General features: G+C 54.4%; 18 protein-coding genes and 1 riboswitch. Of the genes, 4 read left to right on the forward strand and 14 right to left on the reverse strand.

Going from position 1 to position 19355, the window contains the following annotated elements; translation table 11 throughout:
* Positions 1 to 7 precede the first annotated feature (7 nt).
* The 8 genes from ACLB09_RS21635 to ACLB09_RS21670 form a co-directional block, all read right to left on the reverse strand.
* A complete protein-coding gene (locus ACLB09_RS21635) occupies positions 8 to 295 on the reverse strand; it encodes a nucleoside-diphosphate sugar epimerase (protein WP_114497013.1) in 288 nt (95 codons plus the stop codon).
* Positions 296 to 413: 118 nt separating this feature from the next.
* On the reverse strand, positions 414 to 1709 hold the full coding sequence (locus ACLB09_RS21640) for a glycosyltransferase family 2 protein (protein ID WP_410771925.1): 1296 nt from the start codon (positions 1707 to 1709) through the stop codon (positions 414 to 416).
* Positions 1710 to 1730: 21 nt separating this feature from the next.
* On the reverse strand, positions 1731 to 2873 hold the full coding sequence (locus ACLB09_RS21645; RefSeq protein WP_410771926.1) for a GT-D fold domain-containing protein: 1143 nt from the start codon (positions 2871 to 2873) through the stop codon (positions 1731 to 1733).
* Positions 2874 to 2892: 19 nt separating this feature from the next.
* Positions 2893 to 3624 carry a sugar phosphate nucleotidyltransferase gene (locus ACLB09_RS21650; RefSeq protein ID WP_410771927.1) on the reverse strand — a complete coding sequence of 244 codons (732 nt, stop codon included), beginning with the start codon at positions 3622 to 3624 and terminating at the stop codon, positions 2893 to 2895.
* Positions 3625 to 3648: 24 nt separating this feature from the next.
* Positions 3649 to 4395, reverse strand: a complete 747-nt coding sequence (locus ACLB09_RS21655) for a glycosyltransferase family 2 protein (protein WP_410771928.1) — start codon at positions 4393 to 4395, stop codon at positions 3649 to 3651.
* Positions 4392 to 5360 carry a glycosyltransferase gene (locus ACLB09_RS21660; protein WP_410771929.1) on the reverse strand — a complete coding sequence of 323 codons (969 nt, stop codon included), beginning with the start codon at positions 5358 to 5360 and terminating at the stop codon, positions 4392 to 4394. Before ACLB09_RS21660 ends, ACLB09_RS21655 begins: the two co-directional genes overlap by 4 nt.
* Before the next feature lie 4 nt (positions 5361 to 5364).
* Entirely contained in the window at positions 5365 to 6180 is an 816-nt protein-coding gene (locus tag ACLB09_RS21665; protein ID WP_410771930.1) for a glycosyltransferase family 2 protein, read from the reverse strand.
* Between the two features lie 247 nt (positions 6181 to 6427).
* On the reverse strand, positions 6428 to 7573 hold the full coding sequence (locus ACLB09_RS21670; RefSeq protein ID WP_410771931.1) for a glycosyltransferase family 4 protein: 1146 nt from the start codon (positions 7571 to 7573) through the stop codon (positions 6428 to 6430).
* A gap of 241 nt (positions 7574 to 7814) precedes the next feature.
* Here ACLB09_RS21670 and ACLB09_RS21675 point away from each other — a divergent pair, with 241 nt between their 5' ends.
* On the forward strand, positions 7815 to 8933 hold the full coding sequence (locus ACLB09_RS21675; RefSeq protein WP_410771932.1) for a YheC/YheD family endospore coat-associated protein: 1119 nt from the start codon (positions 7815 to 7817) through the stop codon (positions 8931 to 8933).
* Between the two features lie 59 nt (positions 8934 to 8992).
* Here the strand turns inward: ACLB09_RS21675 and ACLB09_RS21680 are convergent, their stop codons facing one another.
* From ACLB09_RS21680 to ACLB09_RS21690, 3 genes are read right to left on the reverse strand one after another with little or no spacing between them, the layout of a single operon-like run.
* On the reverse strand, positions 8993 to 9799 hold the full coding sequence (locus tag ACLB09_RS21680) for an energy-coupling factor transporter transmembrane component T family protein (RefSeq protein WP_410772115.1): 807 nt from the start codon (positions 9797 to 9799) through the stop codon (positions 8993 to 8995).
* A complete protein-coding gene (locus ACLB09_RS21685; RefSeq protein WP_410771933.1) occupies positions 9796 to 11433 on the reverse strand; it encodes an ABC transporter ATP-binding protein in 1638 nt (545 codons plus the stop codon). Before ACLB09_RS21685 ends, ACLB09_RS21680 begins: the two co-directional genes overlap by 4 nt.
* 4 nt (positions 11434 to 11437) lie before the next feature.
* Positions 11438 to 12139 carry an ECF transporter S component gene (locus tag ACLB09_RS21690; RefSeq protein ID WP_410771934.1) on the reverse strand — a complete coding sequence of 234 codons (702 nt, stop codon included), beginning with the start codon at positions 12137 to 12139 and terminating at the stop codon, positions 11438 to 11440.
* Positions 12140 to 12252: 113 nt separating this feature from the next.
* A riboswitch (TPP riboswitch) is annotated at positions 12253 to 12364 on the reverse strand.
* A gap of 156 nt (positions 12365 to 12520) precedes the next feature.
* On the opposite strand from ACLB09_RS21690, the gene asd reads away from it, so the two are divergent.
* A complete protein-coding gene (gene asd / locus ACLB09_RS21695) occupies positions 12521 to 13315 on the forward strand; it encodes an archaetidylserine decarboxylase (RefSeq protein WP_410771935.1) in 795 nt (264 codons plus the stop codon).
* Between the two features lie 24 nt (positions 13316 to 13339).
* On the opposite strand, the gene ACLB09_RS21700 is transcribed toward asd, so the two are convergent.
* The 3 genes from ACLB09_RS21700 to pdxR form a co-directional block, all read right to left on the reverse strand.
* On the reverse strand, positions 13340 to 14221 hold the full coding sequence (locus ACLB09_RS21700; RefSeq protein WP_410771936.1) for a DUF4097 family beta strand repeat-containing protein: 882 nt from the start codon (positions 14219 to 14221) through the stop codon (positions 13340 to 13342).
* A 554-nt stretch (positions 14222 to 14775) separates the two neighbouring features.
* Positions 14776 to 15561: a helix-turn-helix domain-containing protein gene (locus tag ACLB09_RS21705; protein ID WP_410771937.1), complete on the reverse strand. Its 786-nt coding sequence runs from the start codon at positions 15559 to 15561 to the stop codon at positions 14776 to 14778.
* A gap of 91 nt (positions 15562 to 15652) precedes the next feature.
* Entirely contained in the window at positions 15653 to 17113 is a 1461-nt protein-coding gene (gene pdxR / locus ACLB09_RS21710) for a MocR-like pyridoxine biosynthesis transcription factor PdxR (RefSeq protein ID WP_410771938.1), read from the reverse strand.
* A gap of 147 nt (positions 17114 to 17260) precedes the next feature.
* Here pdxR and ACLB09_RS21715 point away from each other — a divergent pair, with 147 nt between their 5' ends.
* Together ACLB09_RS21715 and ACLB09_RS21720 are read left to right on the forward strand one after the other, a co-directional pair.
* Positions 17261 to 17875: a pyridoxamine 5'-phosphate oxidase family protein gene (locus ACLB09_RS21715; protein WP_410771939.1), complete on the forward strand. Its 615-nt coding sequence runs from the start codon at positions 17261 to 17263 to the stop codon at positions 17873 to 17875.
* A gap of 113 nt (positions 17876 to 17988) precedes the next feature.
* Positions 17989 to 19284, forward strand: a complete 1296-nt coding sequence (locus tag ACLB09_RS21720) for an aminotransferase class I/II-fold pyridoxal phosphate-dependent enzyme (RefSeq protein WP_410771940.1) — start codon at positions 17989 to 17991, stop codon at positions 19282 to 19284.
* The last annotated feature ends 71 nt before the right edge of the window (positions 19285 to 19355 follow it).

Here is a 19355-nt window from a genome sequence, read left to right on the forward strand (position 1 = left end):
CATTGTCTTACTCTTCATCCTGGCCTCTGATCTCCTTCATGACATAGCCCAGATTCTCAGCCATGGCTTCCTGAAGATCGGCGATGGCATTCAAATAAGAGATTACGCTCTTATTGACGCGGCCCGAATTCTCGAGCAAACCCGAGGTGCCCTCAAACGCTGGTTCCGCATCAGGAATCGCATGCACGATTTGAGCCATACGGACGGCAACTTGCCGCTCGGCATCGATAACCCGCGCCATCTGCTGATGGGAATGCGACATATGGACAATGATTTCGGTAATCTTCTGCTCCATCCTGATTCCTCCAACTCATTTCGGATTGCCCCCGGAGGGGCTGCAGCCGTCCACCGGTGTCATCCTTGTTCAGCATATGCCGATACGATTCATGTCGTTCCTCGCGGAAAATCCCAGTTTATAAATCTTCCGAAACCAACCGGACGGGCGGCAGAATCGGATATCCCTCCGGCAAGCCCCGCAGTTCGGACGGCAGATTCTCCTGTTCCGGAAGGGAGAAACCCCAAGCCCGGCAAGTATATGCCGACAAGATCTCCCTCCGTTTCCCGCCGTCGATTTGATAAAGACGGCCATCCTGATCTCGGTAAACCCTGTCCTCTTCATGCTGCGAAGCGTGTCTGGCGGAATGGGGATCCGATGCCGTAATCTCCTCTCCTTGAGGAAGCTGAAGCAAATCATTAATCGACAATCGTACGGCCTGGCGCTGCAATTCTTCATACACAAGGTGACCGGCCAACGGGTACCTGACTCCCTGCTTCAGCAGGTATACGCGTCCGGAACTGCTTTTAACCCAGCGGTGTGAGGGTAAAAATTGGACCATCCCCGGCACGCCCCCGGAATTTCGGGACAAGTAGTCCATTCGTTGAAGGAAAACGTGCGGATTGCCCCACTTTGTCGCGAAAAAGTTTTCATTTCTGCCGTTAACCTCGGCAAATCCTTGAGACCCCAGCTCTTTCATGGTCATGCTGCCGTAATGATGAACGAACGTATCGCCCGCGATTTTCAGCTTTTTGCCAAGAAAGCGCAGTCTTATCATCCAATCGTCGTCCTCGTAATTTCCGATCTCATATCCTTCATCAAAATACCCGATTTGCTCGAAAGTACTCCTTGGAATCAGCAGGCAAAAACCTACGAGACGGTTGGTATCCCGCCATTTGGCAGGATCGCACCGGTTATAAGACGCAGCGAAATCGCGCATTCCCGGCAAATCGTTATAAGGTACGTCAATTTGCTGCTCTCCGCCGATATAATTGGTGACCGGGCCGACAGCCGCGGCTTCCGGGCATTCCCGCAAACATTGAAGCAACTGACTCAACCAGCGCTCCGTCACCAATACATCATTGTTCAACAAAACGATATGACTGCCTTTCGCCATCATTAGCCCGGTATTCACCGCCCGGGCAAAACCCAAATTCCCTTCATGTACAGCAAGACGAAGCGGTCCGCGCCGCTTGCGCAGCAATTCGGCCGTTCCGTCCTGCGAACCGTTGTCGACAACGATAATTTCATAGGGGAAGTCCGTGTAGGCCTCAATGCTGTCCAGGCACTCCACCAACAGTTCGCGTTTGTTAAACGTCGGAATTACGATGCTCACTCCGTCGAACCGCGTTCCGAACGTCTGCTTTCCCGCCGACACGCCGCGTGCGTATCCAGCTTCATACCCTCTTTGAAAGTCGGCATTCCTTTCCGGCACTTCTGCACCTCCCCGTACGTATCAGCCCAGCGCCATTTCTCCGCTTATAAGCTTGTTTGCCAAATGGCCGAAATCGAGCGCCACTTTGCCAAGTTCTGACGCGATCCGCGTACAAAGAATCACGGCTGCGATTCCCGCCGAAACAAGAGCAAGGTCAAAATCGATCTTTGCCGCTTGCTTCATCGCGAAGTCCACGCCGTAAATTCCGTCCACGGGAGCCACGGCGCCAGCTACGAAGAACCCTCTCGCCGCCAGCCAAACAGCCAAGCCGGGAGCTTCATTGCCTATAAGCAGCAGCCTCCGGCCCGTCATGAGTTGCCGAAGCCGCCCTTCTTCATTCAGGGAGTAATTAATCGTCGATGAAGTCAGCCTCAACTTCCGGTAATCGAGATGGTAATGCCGAAGTACCGGGAACAGCAGGCCTTGGAAGAACGGATGGCGCGACTCCGGGACACCGATAAGGCTGGCATGGCGCAGCGTCTCCGCCAAAGCATCCCTACCGATGTGATCCGGCAGATTCACGCCCGCGTAAGGGAGAAAGGAACCTTCGCGCTTGACCTGTTCCGCCGGGAGTACCGTATCATGGGCCAGCGTAAGCAATTCGCCGTCGCCCAACCGGACGAGCGAGTACGGCTTGCGGCACGACAACGCATTCGTAATCTCTTGATGGACGGCAGCGGAATTCATTAGGGGAACCAGGAAGGAGGACAAATGGCGGAGTCCGACCCCAATAACCTCATCCAGCGTAATCTCCGGCAGTATCATGCAGCGCGGAATCTGTCTTCCCAGCCTCGCTTCCCCGCCGTCGAACAGCCCTTTCCGGTAGCCTTCATCAAAAACCTCCGCCTTTTCGGCTTCCGACAAAGCCGGGACTGATGCGTTTTCGGGGGCTGCTGCCTCGGGCCGCGGTTCCGGATCCGGGAATCTGTCTTTTCCGTCCATTACTACGTTCGGTTCCACCAATACTGCGTCGGATATTTTCTTTTCCACAGCCTCATTTTCGGCCCTGTTTCTAGCGGCTAGCCCGCCACCTCGGGATTGACCGCTCCGGGCGGTACTCCGCCCGGAGCGTCGTGTTACCCGTTTTCCGCCGGCCAAGTTACGTTTTCGTCCCGTCCGGCGGAAAAATGTTCTTTTCCCTTTCCTGTGACGTCCGGCAGGCATCCTCGTCTCCCCTCTCTGCTTAAGGAAGCACACCCTTCATATGAATCGCGGCTTCCTGCAACGATTCGAACGTGCCGGCGTCTCCCCACCATAACTGCAAAACATCGTATTCCAGCTTGCCGTCCCGGGCATACCGGTTATTGACATCGGTAATTTCCAGTTCTCCCCGTGCCGAACGGCTGATTCCCTGAATGATGCCGAATACGGAGTCGTCATACATATAAATCCCGGTCACCGAAAAATGGGATTTCGGATTCTGCGGTTTTTCTTCAATGTACTCAATCAAGTCGGAATTATCTGGATGAAAAACGGGAACCCCGTATCTTCTTGGATCCTTTACGGGTTTAAGCAGCACCCTGGCGCTGCCCGGATCCTGCTGTTTGAACTTTTTTACGAACGGGGTCAAATCATCGAGGAATAAATTATCGCCCAACAGTACGACAAATTTTTCGCCGGTACCTATGAATCCGCCCGCAAGTTCCAAAGCCTCGGCGATCCCTCCCGCGGACTCCTGTACCCGGTATGTCAGCTTGACGCCAAAGTTCTCGCCGCTTCCCAAAAAATTCGTATACAGACCTGCCGATTGTTTCCCGACCACCATTAAAATGTCGGTGATTCCGGCTTGACGCAGCCGTTCTATGCCATAACAGACCATCGGATGATTCCCGACCGGAAGCAGATGTTTGTTAATGAGCCGGGTCAGCGGGTATAGACGTGTTCCGGTGCCTCCCGCCAAAATCACACCTTTCATGAACTCCCCTCCCAAAATGTTCGATTAAATAAACTCCCAGGGATCTACTCCCCACTTGTCGATGAATAGCTTTCTGTTGCGTTCGATCAAACGGTCCCATCCCTCCGGATGCCCGGCTTTAAAGCTTGCACTCCCTGAATGATGCACCAGGGTATCTCCGCAAATCAGCAACTTGTAACCCTGCTGGCGTGCTCTATAACTGTAATCATCGTCTTCGTAATGACCGGGGGAAAATATTTCATCCAAACCGCCTAACCTGCTCCATACCTCCCGCTTCATTAGAAGACACATGCCGACAAGCCGCTGGGCCACCACCCATTTTGCAGGATCCGATCTGTTGAACTGTTCTGCGATGGCATAGAATCCCTCGTCATTCTCTGCGGAAATGGCGACTTGCTGGCGGCCGCTGGCATAATTAGTGACCGGTCCCACCATTCCAACTTCGCTTGCGCTCCATAGCGCCGATAGCAAATTGGACAGCCAGCGCGGCGAAACCTTCACATCATTATTCAGGAGCAGCAACTGATCGCCCGCTGCGATCGATAAGCCACGATTGCATGCTGCTGGAAACCCGGCATTCTCGGGCAAAGAAATGAGCGTCAAGCCTTCGCGAAGGCAATAAGGAACGCTTCCGTCGCTCGAACCGTTATCCACGACAATGATTTCATAGGGGGCATCCGTATGATGGCGAATCGACTCTACGCAGGAACTCAACAAACGAAGACCGTTATAGGTAGGGATCACAATGCTGGTCAATCCGAATCTCTTCAAGGGACATTCCTCGCTTTCGCCAGCTCGCTGCGTGAAAGTCTCGTCGTGCCAAGCCGCGGCCCCATGGTCTTCATTGCTTCTGCCAGCGCTTCGATGTGATCTCCGATTATAAGCCTGGCTACCGGATTTCCGGCCCCGGTATTTCCGCTGCGGATCCGGTTGCCCCGCAGCACATTGACCGAGTGCGGAGCACACACGTTCAAGCCGTGGATCATGGCGATAGCTTGGGCTTTCGGCGGGACGACGAGCGCAGACGCTCCGGTTGCCGCTAACGCTTTTCTGGATATTGCATGCGGCACGGCCGTCATGGAATTGGCCTTCAGATCGGGTCTGCCCAGCGAGAGATTCAAGTAGCTCTTGCTTCGCGTAACATCATCCTGGTGAGAAAAAGGGGGAAGAAAAGGCGAGATGTCATTCAGCGCCACGTCGGCTCCCCGGTCGACCGCGAGGAGAAACGGCGCCAGCTCCTCGGCCGGCAACGGAAGATCCCCGTCGATGAACAGAATGATGTCTCCGGTTGCAACCGCCGCTCCGATCGCCCGGCCGACATCATGGCCAAGCCGCATCGGAAAGTTCAGCGTGATGACCCGGGGATCTCTTTGAACCGTTTCAAAGCTGCCGTCCGTACAGCCGTTCAACACGACGATGATTTCCTTAAGCGGCAGCTTCCCCAGTTCGGAAAGGACTTTCGGCAGCGTCGCTTCTTCATTGCTTGCCGTGACGACGGCCGATGCCGATCCTTGCAAAGCGAGCCTTGCATAACCATCGGCAGATGCTCCCGCAGCCGCTACTGCATTACTCCGGTGCTCGGGAACCGAATGGTGCAGACTTTCTCCGCCCTTCTCCCGCTTCCCCGCAGCCCTTTTGAGATAGGAGCTTTTTGGAAAACTTCGCTGCTTCAAGCCCTGTTTTCGCCCCCCGCGGCGGCTCGTTTTCCGCGGCGGCTCCAATCGTGTACGGTACATATCATCACCTTACCTTGTCGCGCAGTCGTCCTAGATCTTCATAACCGCCCCGCGGCCCGCGTTCCCGGATCAGCCAATGGACAGCCTGCAAATGATCCCCGGCCACGAGCGAAGCGAGAAGATCGGTTCGGCCTTTCTTTTGCCGCAGCGGATTCAGTTTGCCGACGGATACGGTATGCGCCGTCCTGACGTTCATCCCCCGGACGACGGCCATCGCCTGAGCCAGCGGAGGAACTTCCAGCGCCGCCGGGCCGACTTCATTCAGTGCCCGGCGGCTTAGCGCATGAGGCACTGCCGTCATGGACGCCCCTTGCAGATCGGTCCGGGCCAGCCACGCATTCAGTACATGCTTGGCAACGACGACCGGATGAGTGTCCCGCTTGCCTACCGGTCCGGAGTATCCGTTCAGCGCCACATCGGTTCCGGTCAATACGGCCTCGACAAAGGGCCGAAGTTCCTTGGCCGGGATGACCATATCCGCATCGATAAACAGCAGCACGCGGCCCTTTGCGGCTTGCGCACCCAGGCTTCGTCCCACGTCGTGGCCAAGCGGATCCGCGGAATGAATCACTTTGGCTCCTCGTTTTGCCGCGATCGTTGGCGTTCCGTCGGTCGAACCGTTCGCCACGACGATCGTCTCGCTTCGCGGGTGCACCCGGCCTGCTTCGCGCAGCACGGCCGGAAGCGTAGTCTTCTCGTTCATAGCCGGAATAATGATAGAAACCAGGGGATCGGGATGATTGGTGAGCCGCTTCACTATCTTTTTCCGGGCGATTTTTTTTCTATAGGGGCGGACCTGGGTTTTTCGCTTTCGGATCATGCCTACCACCTCCCAGTTCCCTGAATATACTGAGCATATACCTCAGTGTATGAAGATTCCGGGGGGTTGCAACGGCAAACGTACAGCCCCTTTTCCTGGGGTAGACACAAAAAAACCGCAAAGCGTAGCTTCGCCTCCGAAGCTCATACAAGCACTTTGCGGGAATCCCTGAAACTATAATGTTATTGATAGCGCAGACCGGACAATGCATAACAACATTCTAAAATGGACGTATACCTGGCAGGCATTAGCGTTGTTTCATTAGCGCGACCCAGCGTTCCGCAGTATGCTCCCACCGGAATTGAGATCTGGCGAGTTGCCGGCCGTTCTCCCCCATTTTCCGGCGAACTTCCTCATGCTCCAGAAGATGCAGCAACCTGTGTGTTAACTGCTGCTCCGGATCTCCTGCCGGTATCAGAAAGCCTGAGCGTCCGTCAGCCACAATTTCCGGGATTCCCCCGGCAGCCGTAGCGATTATGGGCACCGCGGAAGCCATGGCTTCCGCATTAACGAGTCCGAACGCTTCCCCCTCGGCGGAAGGGACAACGGCCACATCGGCCAGATTGTACCAGTTCGCCACTTTGGGGTAGGGCACAAACGGCAAAAATAGAACCCGGTCACCAAACGGTTCCGCCCTTTTTTTCAACCCCCTCGAGTAAAGAGTATCCCTGTCGCTTCCGTAGAAGGCGCTGCCGACAATCAGAAGCATAGCTTCAGGCTCCCGGCTTAAAATCTCCCCCCACACGTTCAGCAGATGATGAACTCCCTTGGACGGGAGAAGCCGCCCGACGAACAGTACGATTTTCCGGCCGCTCCAACCTAGATCGGCTAGTCTGGCCAAACGCATGGCTTCCCCTGCCGGCGTCCATCGCGGGCTAAAATCATCCAGGCTGACCCCGAGCGGATTTACCTCAATCCGGGTCTTCAAGAATGGAAATCTTCTCTGAATCTCTTCTTTTAAATATACGCTGTTGACGATCAGTCCGTCGGGCGACCCCAGCATCCTGGACATCTCATTAGGAGATCTGCGGGAATGAACGAGAAACGTGGTCGAATGAAGGTTCAAACATACACGGGTCTTAGGAAGCCGGCTTTTTATTTGATGCGCAAGCAGAGGCCGGTTATGAACTTCAACCGTGTCCGGTCTCCAGAGCCGAAGATGACGCACAATGGAATGAAAATAATGCCGCCCGCCGGGCAAGCGGTAACAGGGGATGCCGGAAACCGTCCCTACTGTCGGAAGACGGCCATCGGCAACACCGTAAATACGGATATCCAGTCTCTTTGCGGCGAGCGGGCATACTTTCTCCACCACCCGTTCCACCGAGCTGCTTCGCCCTGAAGGGATAACGAAGGATCCCGGGGTAACGACCGCCACCTTTGGCGCAGTCATGCCTATTCCTCCTTTGCGTTGAGAGCGGATAAGTTCAGGCGGTGTCTTGCCTGCCTCATTGCTTATTTCCTTAAATATACGGCTTCACGGCAGCAAGGGTGACGAATGGCCTGCCGCCTTCGGGCAGCTCTCCCGCACAGGGAATCCCAAAACAGGCGGCTGAAGCAGAACAGTCGTCCACGCCTTCCGCCCCGGTCCACATAAAGTAATGAAGAAGCCGTATCGAGGAGGAGAGACACCTATGGGACAGAACCATGTCGGTATTCTGCTTAATTCCAGTATGTACAGGGGAATCCCCCGGCGAAAGACCGGTCAGGAGTCGCTAGCCAACTATGAGGAAGCCGCGCGAAGATACGGATTAACTCCCTGTTTTCTTCGTTTGGGGGATATGGATCTGAAGCAAAACAAATGCATCGTCTATATCTATGACGGACGTGACTACGTTAAGACGCTCATGCCGATTCCGTCCGTGATTCATAACCGGGCATTGTATACCGACCCTGCGGCCCGCAAAAAAATTCAGGCGCTCAGCTCGCAAGGAAAGAAGATTTTTAACGTAAACAACCGATACGGAAAAGATTACATCCACAATTTGTTATGGGGCGATCACTCGCTACGGGTTTATTTACCCGAGACCGCCCCCGCTTCCTGGGCTTCCCTGCAGGAAATGATGGCACGGCATCAGGACCTTATTCTAAAGCCGGTCCGCGGCTCGGTGGGCCAAGGAATCATGAGGCTGGTTCTGCGCGATAATTATTGGGAGATCCAGTTCCCCGCTTCCAAAGGAAAGGAAGCCGGAAGCGCCGTGCGGTTAAGAAAAGAGGAACCTCCGCCTTGGTTGCGACGGCTCCTGCAGCGCGTGCCATATCTTCTTCAAGAACGGATTCCGCTGGCGGAATTCAATCATCGCCCGATCGATCTCCGCGTTACGGTACAGCGCGGGCTGACCGGAAGATGGGGAGTCACAGGCCTGTTCGCCAAAGCCGCACCGCCGGGCAGCTTTATCTCCAACGTGGCCAAAGGCGGCGGAGCCTATCCCGCACCAGCGTTGTTAACCGAAGCCTTGCCCCCTCATCTCGTTCCCGTCATCCTATCCCATGTAGAGGCGCTGGCGCTGGCTATTGCAAGACGGTTATCTTCCTGCCTGCCGCTGCTTGGCGATCTCGGACTGGATATCGGCCTGACTCCGAACGGCCACCCTTACTTCATAGAATGCAACGGCAGGGATCAGCGCTACGGATTCCGCAAAGCCGAAATGAACGAAACCTGGAAAGAAACCTATCGTCAACCGATGGCGTTTGCCCGCTATCTGGTAGAACAACCTTCCCCGGTTCCTCCCTATTTGGGGAAAATGCAGTGAATCTTTGGCTTCAAAAGAAAAACGGCTGCACTCCGTCCAAGGGGCAGCCGTTTTGGTTTTTAACGCAAATATCTTACATCCGCGACGGAATACAGCGGAAACATGCCGCTTAACACAATAGCGGAAACAACCGCCGCAACTAGGAGCAATGCAATCAGCAGATCGTACCTCGAAAAGACGGAGTGATAATAGTACGTCCTGCGGCCATTCCCGTCAAAAGCCTTCGTCTCCATCGCAACCGCTACGCGATGCGCTCTCCGGATGCTTTGGGACAGCAGAGGAACCGCATACAGTTTGATTCCCGTGATCCATCCCCGCGGCCCCTTTATCCTCCGAGCCCCTCTAATACGGAGCGCATTCCGGCGGATTTGGAACTCCTCCCATACCATCGGGAGCAGCCGGACGGAGGCCATAAAACTGTAGGCAAATTTGGGAGGAAGCTTGGCTTTTTGCATCAAGGCATAAAACAACTCCACGGAGGATGTCGTCAGGACGAACAGCAGGCCTTCCGCCGCAAAGGTCACCGATTTAAATCCGATGTGGAGACCCCGGTAAAAGCTTTCTTCCGTAATGGTGATCAGCCCCCAATGCCACCAGACGTGATCCCCCTTACCGAACAAAATCATCGTCGAAGAAGAAGAAATAAACACAAGAGCAAAGGACAATACGATGAGCAGCACTTTCCAAAAGGCGTATCCGCTGAGCCAAAACAGCAGCAACGTGAACACGGCCGCCTGGTAAAACATAAAATCAATCTCATGCGTAAATAAACCGAGGAGGAACAGCAAAATTACGGCAACCAGCTTGAACACCGGATTGGCGCGGTGCATCCAGGTCCGGTAGGAAGGCATCAACAGTCCCTTCATACCGTCACCAGGTTGCCACAATATTCACGCGACTTCCCCCGGGCAATGCCGGTCCCCCGTTCCGTCAAACCGCGGTCGGTCATTACCCCGTCCCTGACTTCCCATCTGCGGGTCGCCATCATCTCCGCAATTTGCTCTTCATGGGTCACCATAATGATGGCCGTCCCCCCGGATCTCAATTCCTCGCATAAATTCAAAATCGCGAACGTATTCACCGCATCCTGTCCAAACGTAGGCTCATCAAGCAGCAGGATGGATTTCCCCGTAACCGCGGCTCCCGCCACGCTTAGCCTCCGCTTTTGTCCAAGCGACAACTGGTACGGATGGCGCCGTCCCATTCCGGCGAGGCCAAATTGATCGAGTGCCTGCTCTACCCGCCGATTGATCTCATCCGGTGAGACACCCTCTTCACGCAGTGAAAAAGCAATCTCCTTCTCCACCTCATTCTCGACAAACTGGAATTCCGGGTTCTGAAAAACGAAACCAATGACCTCTCTCGCGGTCTGCACCCGGCGTTTCCGGTGCTTTCTCCCGCCGGTCCGGGTTCCGCACAAACCATATTCCCCTTCCGTAGGAAGCAGACCCATCAGGGCTAGCAGCAGCGAGCTTTTTCCCGCTCCGTTAGGACCCGTAACAGCGATAAATTCTCCGGGGTACACCTCGGCCCGGTCCACTTGAATGACAGGCCGGCTCCGGCGGAAGCCTCGAAGGCCGGAAAGTTCGATGAGAGGTTGCTGCTCCAGATGCTCCAGATAGTTCGGGTGGTTCGGGTGGTTCGAGTCATCCGGATGCTCCGTCTGCTCCAAACGCATTGGCTGTTCCTTTACGCCTGAGGTCGCCCGGAACCGGTTCCAGACACCGGGATGCCAGATTCCATACGCTTCAAGCTCCTGTTGGAATCGGGGAAACAGTTCATCCGGATCTCCTTGCCCCAGTAATTGTCCCTGGGGTCCGAACAAGGCGACTCTGTCCACCAGGCCCAATTCAAGCAGTTCCTCAATGCGGTGTTCGACAATAATCAATGTCCGGTGTTCGGCTACCTGCCGTACGGCTTCCCAAATCTGCTTCCGCCCTTCAGGGTCCAACAAGGCTGAGGGTTCGTCAAGCAGCAAAACTTCAGGATCCATAAGCAATATGGAGGCTAGAGCCAGCCGCTGCTTCATACCTTGGGACAGCGATTCAATCGGTTGATGAACCGCCTCCAAGCGAAGTCCTACCTGATTCAGTGCCTCCTGCATTCGGGGAAGCATTTCCTCTCTGGGGACTCCCCGGTTTTCCAGAACAAAAGCCAGTTCCTCATCGACATAGGGCATACAAAATTGAGTGTCGGGATCCTGAAACAGCATTCCCCAGGAAGAAGGGAGGATTTGCCCCGAGCATCTCAGGGGGACTTCAACAAGCCCCGGGATGATACCGGCAAGCACCTGCAGCAGCGTCGACTTCCCGCAGCCGCTCGGCCCGAGAAGCAACAGCTTCTCCCCGCGCAGCACTTCAAAAGAGAGATCCTTAAACACGAAGGTATCGTATCCCGGAAATTTCAGCCGCAAATCTTGCACCGCGGCAGCGGGTTGGGGCCTATCGTTTATTCCCTCGCCTGTTCCCCAAGTTGTAGCATTAAACGGTAAACTGCTCATGGCATCAATCGTCCAGAGCCGCGTAATCCTTTGCAGCTACGGGGCGAAGCAGTGAGGTAACGCCGGTGGCTTCCACCGCCTTGGCCAAAGCATAGGCAAGATAACCCGCAATCAAGGCAGAGCTGACGGCTCGCATTGCATATTTGGCGATCAACAGCCAGGTCTCGTAATCGGCCACATAGCCGTAATAAATATCCGGAATAATCGATCCCGCCGCAGCCGCAACTCCCGCCAAAGCGGCCACGGAAGGCGAAAACTTGCGGTACCGGAAACAAGCAAATACAAGCTCTGCGCCCAACCCCTGAAGCACGCTGTAGAGCACCAGTTGAACCCCCCACTCGCTGCCGAACAAAATTTCCACATGGGCGGCCGCCACTTCGGCAAGTAAAGCTACGCCAGGTTTGCGAATCAGAAGGAACACGAGCGTCGGAGCTATAAACCACATCCCGTACACCAGTTCATCGGCTTGAGGGAATAACGGGGAGAACAGATTGTATACCGAACTCCAGAAATGATAAACCACGCCGAGTACTAGCGACACCAGCACCGTCACCAGGATGTCGCTCAGTTTCAGGCCTCTTTTCGGAAGAGCCGGAGAATGAGATTCCGTTTGCTGATTCCGTTGACTTGGCCGATCCGACGGACCTGAATGGCCTGACTGACCTGGCTGACTGCTTTGATCCTTTTGATTGGTGATCTCTTGCATAATAACTCCTCCTCTAGACCAACTATTTTTGGACGCAACAAAAAACCGGCTGAATAGGCTCAGACGGTTACTAGGTCCACGGGAGAATGCATGTGCAATAAACAACATACATACATTCCGGACGTTAGATTCTCTACGCTGGCATTATCCAGTTCAGATTAACGGTCTGCAGCGGGATATGCTGCCATCTCAGCCTGATTCACTCAAGCCCCCGTATCCCATATGCGATTGGAATTAATATACTCTAGATCTTTCCAAATAATCAAGCAAAAAATAGTGAAAGCACTTTCGTTATTGATTTCGGAACTATTCTATGTCAATATTAGCGGAAGTGGAAAAGGGATCTTTGTCCCGTTGATCATGGTGTTAGGGGGATACGATTTGGCCGCAAACTGGATGAAATGGATGACGGAACTGACCTCCCGGAAATGGATTTCCAAACTTATGGGCCGGTTCTCGCATTCGCAAGCGAGCCGCTATATGATTCCTTGGTTCGCAAAATCATACGGCATACCTCTGCACGAGGCAGAGAAGGAACTGAAAGAATACCGTACCTTAAACGAATTTTTCACGCGCAAATTGAAGAGCGGCATGCGTCCGGTCCATCAGAGTGACGACGGACTGATTAGTCCGGTGGATGCGCTCATTACTTTTATGGGGGAAATCCGCTCCGGCACGATCTTGAACGTCAAAGGACAGGATTACACCCTGCAGGAGTTGCTTAACGATTCGCCGCGCATGCAGAGCTATTTGCACGGATACGCCTTCGTCCTCTACCTGAGTCCGACCGATTACCATCGTATCCATGCTCCGGCCGCCGGCACGCTGCTTGAAAGCGAACATATCAAGGGCAAGGTTTATCCTGTCCATGATTTTGCCATGAGACAGATGAAAAACGTGCTTAGCCGCAACGAGCGGCTCATTACGTATCTAAAGCACGGACGCGGGGAAATCGCCGTGGTGAAGGTGGGCGCTATGAACGTAAGCAGCATCCGCTATACCGATGCCAAAGCCACCCGCTGGAATCAGGGCGATGACCTCGCCTATTTCGAATTCGGTTCCACCGTCGTTCTCCTGACCGAAAGCGGCACGTTTGCGCCCTCCCCGGAACGCGCCGTCGGCCAGAAGGTTAAGATGGGCGAACCGCTTGGCGTCTTCTTTCCCCGTTCCAAATAAGACCTGACGGAAGGTCCGTTACCGTTAATTTACGGTGATGGACCCTACGGATGTTTCAAGCGACAGAAGCGGCCCGCCGCTTCCCCGCTGGCTTTTGCCTTTCGGGGCTCCGCTGATATCGCCGACATCGGCCTTCGTTTCCAGATCAACGTCCGGCAAATCCGTTAAATCCACATCAATGCTGCCGATATCCGCTTTCACGGATAAACTTCCTCCGCTCTCCATCCGCGAAATCCCCAGATCTATGCTGCCCGTTGCGGTACTGATCTTCGACTCCCCGGTAATGCTTGCATCCATGACCTCGATACTTCCGACATCGTTCTTAATTTGATAGCTTCCCTTCAATCCGGCAAGACTTACGTCGCCGACATCACTGTCGATGTCAAAAGTAGAAATTCCTTCGGGCAGTCCGATCACATAATCGATGCTGAACTCCGAATAATTCAGGTTTTTTTGGCCCCATTCCCAAAGATTTTTGCCGGGGTCGTCTTTGGCATGCGTGTAGATTTCCACTTTGTTTCCGTCAGGTTTAATGGAGACGGTCGCTTGTTCAAACACGCTTTTGAGATCATCCTCGCGAGACGCTCTCTTCTGGGCCCAAATTTTAACCTCAACGGTAATTTCCTTGCCCGGGATTTGCTTCACTTCAATATCTCCGACCGCATTCTCCAGCGTGATCCCCGAAGCCGAGCTCACCGGAGACGACGTCGACAACTCCAGAGCTTCCCTGCTCTCTTTCACCCTATTGACCTGATTGTCAACGGCGTTCTCTACGGTTTTCTCCAGAGCCCCCACCGTCGTTCCGACGGCTTCCTTCGCTTTTTCATCCACCCCTGTACATCCGGCAAGCATGACCAGCGCAACGGACGCCGCTGTCACCGCTATCGGCATAAGTCTCTTGTTCATTCCACTTCCTCCTTAACTTTCTACTCTCTTATGTATTTTTGCGTACACCACGTTAATGCTACCATCATAATCTCCCGGTGAAAAAAAGAACATAGCCCGCGGACCAGAACTTTCCTGGACTAAAGTCGGGAGAACTAAGACCGCCATTAGCAGCGAACGCCGATAAGGAAACTCAAAGCGGACGGCCAGGGACAGATACGGAACACAACAAAAAAACGGCCGAGCAGGGAGCCCCTGTCCGACCGTTTGGTAAACTAAGTATGCTATATTAACGTCCGATCGCAAAGTCGCGATTTTTAAGACGCATGGAATTGATGTTGGAAATGACTTAACAAGCCAGATCGATGAACAGATCAAAACCAGGTTTCTTCCTCCCGGTCGTGCCGTCTCGACCGGCGAAAACGATTTCTAAAAATGCTGCTCCCCGGTACCGAACACTCCCGGCTGCGCATCCGCCGTCTTTTTCCCATGATGTACACCTCCTCCCAGATCTCGGCAATAAAAACTATTTACCCGTCCAGCATGCAAGTGAAACAGCAAAGGGAAATTTTTTTCTAGCGGATTTCGGAAGGGCTTTTTCCGGTATATTGCTTGAACTGGCGGCTGAAGAAGAAGATATCGCGGTACCCGAGCGCGTCGGCCACCTCGGTCACGTTCATCCCCGCGTGCAGAAGCAGGTGCTGCGCCCGGTCGATCCGGGTCTTGATAATGTAGGACTGCACGGAAAGCCCGATGATTTCTTTGAATTTAATTGAAAAATAACGCGGCGACAATCCGGCACGGGCGGCCAAATCCTCGACTTTATGAGGCAAACCCGGATGCTGGGAGCAATAATTCGCCACTTCCTGAATCACTTCGTTCAACTGGTTGCTCACTTTTTTCTCCCGGGGAATTTCCCGTTCTTCGCGGAGCAAGTAAATCAGCATCTGCTTCAAAATCAGGCGCGCTTCTTCTTCGGCCCCATATGCTTTGACCAGAAACAGACGGACATAGCGCGAAAGCATGTATTCGAAATCCAGAGTATCCTCCAGCTTGCGATAGGAGCCCGGAACCTCGGAAACAGGCTCATCGACATCAAAGTGAATATAAGTCAGTACGAGCGGACGCTGTGGATTATGAGTAGCGCTCGTATGATCCCCTTTGCGGAACAAGAAACAGCTCCCGGGGCCGACCTGTATGGGCTGATCGTTCAAAACAACCGTACCTTCGCCGCTCCATACGTAAAACAAATCGTAATTTTGCAGCGCTTTTTCCCGCTTATGCCATTTCCATCCCGGTTCGCAGACAATTTTGGCAAAGGCCGGCTTCAAAATGAACGAGGACGGGGATATATGAAGCATCTCCTTACCTCCTGAGAACGTAATATTTTCGGGTTGCTTGTCCATCACAACTGCATGGATTATAACGATTATACTCCTAAACTCGCGTTTCTTAAATATCCTTCCATGCACGTGCCATCCGGTATACTCCTTCAAGCAGTTGATCGTTCTCCAGATGGGAAAAACTGAAGCAAGCGGCAGGCAAACCCGGTCTTAGCCGATAGACGCCGCCGTCCCGAAACACCACGCCCCTGCGCCGGGCGGCTTCCCGGAAAGCCTCGTATTCCTCCGGAGACCGCCGCCATTCCGCAAACACAAGCACCCCCGCATCCGCCGGCTGCAGCGAAAATAAACCGGGGAGTTCACTCTCCATAGCCTTGCGGAACAGTTCGTGCTTTGCGCCGTAAATTCTGCGCATCCGTCGCAGATGCCGCTCGTAATCGCCCCGGCGCATAAAGCGGGCCAGCGCCCGCTGCTCCAGCCGTGCCGGCGGAACCGGCTCGTACAAGGCTTTGGCCCGTAAGGCCGGACCGGCCAAGCTTCGCGGCAGCACCGCGAAACCGATGCGCAAGGCGGAGAACATCGTCTTGGAAAACGAGCCGATGTAGACGACGCGCTCATCGCGATCCAACGCCTTGAGCGGCTCCAGCGGGCGGCCGCCCCAGCGGAATTCGGTGTCGTAATCGTCCTCGATGATGACGGCATTCCGCGCCGCGGCCCACGCCAGCAACTCCTGCCGCCGCGCAGGCGACAGCACCGCCCCGGTCGGGAACTGGCGACCGGGGGTCACGAACAGCACCCGCGCGTCCCAGTCGCGCGGGATCAGGCCGTCCCCGTCCACCGCTCCGGGGACGGCAACCCCTCCGCAGGCGTCCACCGCCCTGGAGATCCCGTGGAAACACGGGTCCTCCAGGACGGCCCGCTCGCCCTCACCCAGCAGCAGCTGGGTGAGCAGCATGATCGCCTGCATCGAGCCGTTGAACAGGCAGATTTGCTCCGCATCTGCCGCAATGCCCCGGCTTCGCCGCAAATAAGCGGCGATGGCGCCGCGCAGCTCGGGATCGCCCGCAGGGCTCATGACGGAGCTGCCGTCCTGTTTCTCCCGCGCGGCCCAGGCGAGCGCACTCTTCCATTCCGCCTGCGGAAACGCGGACACGGAAGGGCCGGCGTCCATGAACGAAATGACCGTCCCTTCGGGACCGGTCCCGGCGCCGCCAGCCTCCATAGGCTCCTCCGGCGGCAGCGCGGGCTCCACCACTCTTTGTCCCCAAGGGGACAAAGAGATCGCCGCCCCCTCCTTGCCGGATTCCTTCCGCTCCGGAATCACCGCGGCTACATAAGTCCCGCTCCCTATCGCGGTATGGATATAGCCTTCGGCATGAAGCAGATCGTAAGCATGAGCGACGCTGCCCCGGGACAAACCGTAAATTTGGCCCATTTCCCGCGAGGAGGGAAGGCGCGTTCCCGCCGGCAAGGTGCCGTCACGTACGGCTGACCGGATCGCATGATACAAAGCCAGATATTTATAACGGTATTGTTCGCTGTATGCGTCCAGCGGTATGGAAAAGTTCATATACGCGACCCTCCCTGCGTTTTCCGTCAATTGGACTATTAAAATTAATGTAAATTGGTTCTTTTTTAATGTCAATTACAGGACTAGACTGTTGAAAAACAAACTGACTGGCTGATCAAGCACAGAAAGTTGCGGAGGGGATTCCAATTGAGAAGAAAAGAATTTGAAGTAGAAGATGCCCATGAAATCGAGGAATTTCTGCGGGAGATGAGCTTCGGCTTTCTCGGCACCGTGGGGGAGGACGGTTGGAGCCGGGTTACTCCGCTTAACTTTGCATATGACGGGCATTGTTTTTATTTTCACGGAAGTCTGGCGGGGGAAAAAATGAAACATCTGGCGCACGATCCCAGAGTCAGCTTTACCGTGGCCAAAGAGTATGCGATCATTCCTTCGTATTTTACCGATCCGAACCTGGCTTGTCCGGCTTCGGCCTTTTTCAAAAGCGTCATGGTCCGGGGACGGGCGGAAAAGGTGCAGAGTTTGGAGGAAAAGGCAGTGGCTCTAACGCTATTTATGGAAAAGCTGCAGCCCGAGGGAGGTTATGATCCCATACTGGCTGATGATCCGCAATATGCGGGACACCTGAAAAGCGTGTCCGTCTTCAAAATTGTTCCCGAGGCTATCAGCGGCAAATTCAAATTTGGACAAAATATGAATGAGACTAAATTTTCCGGCGTGGTTCAGGGACTGGAGACGCGAAATCGGGATCTTGATCCGGAGACTATCGAGCTGATGAAAAAATATTGCCCCCGGCATCGATAAATTCAATCGGGAACGGCTGTTTTGACCGTGACGGTATGGGGACGAAATGATATAATGTTAGGCAGTCAAAACGGAACTGTCCCATATCAAACCCGATTGGAAGGATGAACGTGATGAACCCACTCGCGCAGCAGTTAAACGAGAATTTGAAGTCCGGCAATATCCATGTATACGAGATGCTGTCCACTCTCGGCAAGGAGATCTATTTTCCGAAGGAAGGCATTTTGAGCCAATCCGCCGAAGCGACGGCCGGAGCGAAAAAGTACAACGCCACGATCGGCATCGCCACCGAAAACGGAGGCCCGATGCATCTGGCGGCGATTCAGGAAACCCTGTCCGCCTACAAGCCGCAGGATTTGTATCCATACGCGCCTCCGGCCGGCAAACCCGAGCTTCGCACCGTATGGCGCGAGAAAATGCTGCGGGAAAACCCGGCGGTTGCGGATAAACATTTCGGCAATCCGGTCGTCACCAACGCGCTTACCCACGGCCTCAGCATCGTGGCGGATCTGTTCGCGGACGAAGGCGATGCCATCATCTATCCGGATAAAAACTGGGAGAACTACGAATTAACCTTCGGAATCCGCCGTCACGGGGTTATCGTGAATTATCCGCTGTTTACCGAGGACATGAAGTTCAACAGTCAGGGACTGCGAGAAGCGCTGCTGGCTCAAAAAGATAAAGGCAAAGCAATCGTCATCTTGAACTTCCCGAACAATCCGACGGGATATACCCCGGGGGCCAAGGAAGGCGAAGAAATCGTCGCCGCTGTCGTAGAAGCCGCCGAAGCGGGAATCAATGTCGTCGTTGTTACCGATGACGCCTATTTCGGATTGTTCTTCGAGGACTCCATGTCCGAATCGCTGTTCGGCAAACTGGCCGGACGCCATCCGCGCATTCTGCCGGTAAAAGTGGACGGAGCCACTAAAGAGGAATACGTTTGGGGCTTCCGGGTCGGATTCATCACCTTCGCTGCGGAGGATGCCGGCGTTCTGACTGCCTTGGAGCAGAAGACGATGGGCATCATCCGTGCGACCGTTTCCAGCGGCGCTCATCCTTCCCAAACCTTCGTGCTTCAAGCCTTGAAATCGCCTGAGTTTGAAGCTCAAAAAGCCGAGAAATTCAAAGTGATGAAAGGCCGGGCCAACAAAGTCAAATCCCTGCTGGATAGCGGGAAGTACGGCGATGTGTGGGAGTATTATCCTTTCAACTCGGGTTACTTCATGTGCCTTAAGCTTAAAACGGTCAATGCCGACGAGCTTCGCCAGCATTTGATCCGTGAATATGGCGTCGGTACGATCGCGCTCGGCGATACCGATCTGCGGATTGCTTTCTCCTGCATTGCCGAGGAGAATCTGGAAGACCTGTTCGATATCGTTTACAAAGGCGTTCTGGACCTTCAGGGCTAAACTTCCCGTTCAAAAGAACACCCATTCCGTGTGGCGGCAGTATATTCGCCCAAGCACTTGGCACAACCGAC

The organism is Fontibacillus forbon (assembly GCF_046559655.1).
Classification (GTDB): domain Bacteria; phylum Bacillota; class Bacilli; order Paenibacillales; family Paenibacillaceae; genus Fontibacillus.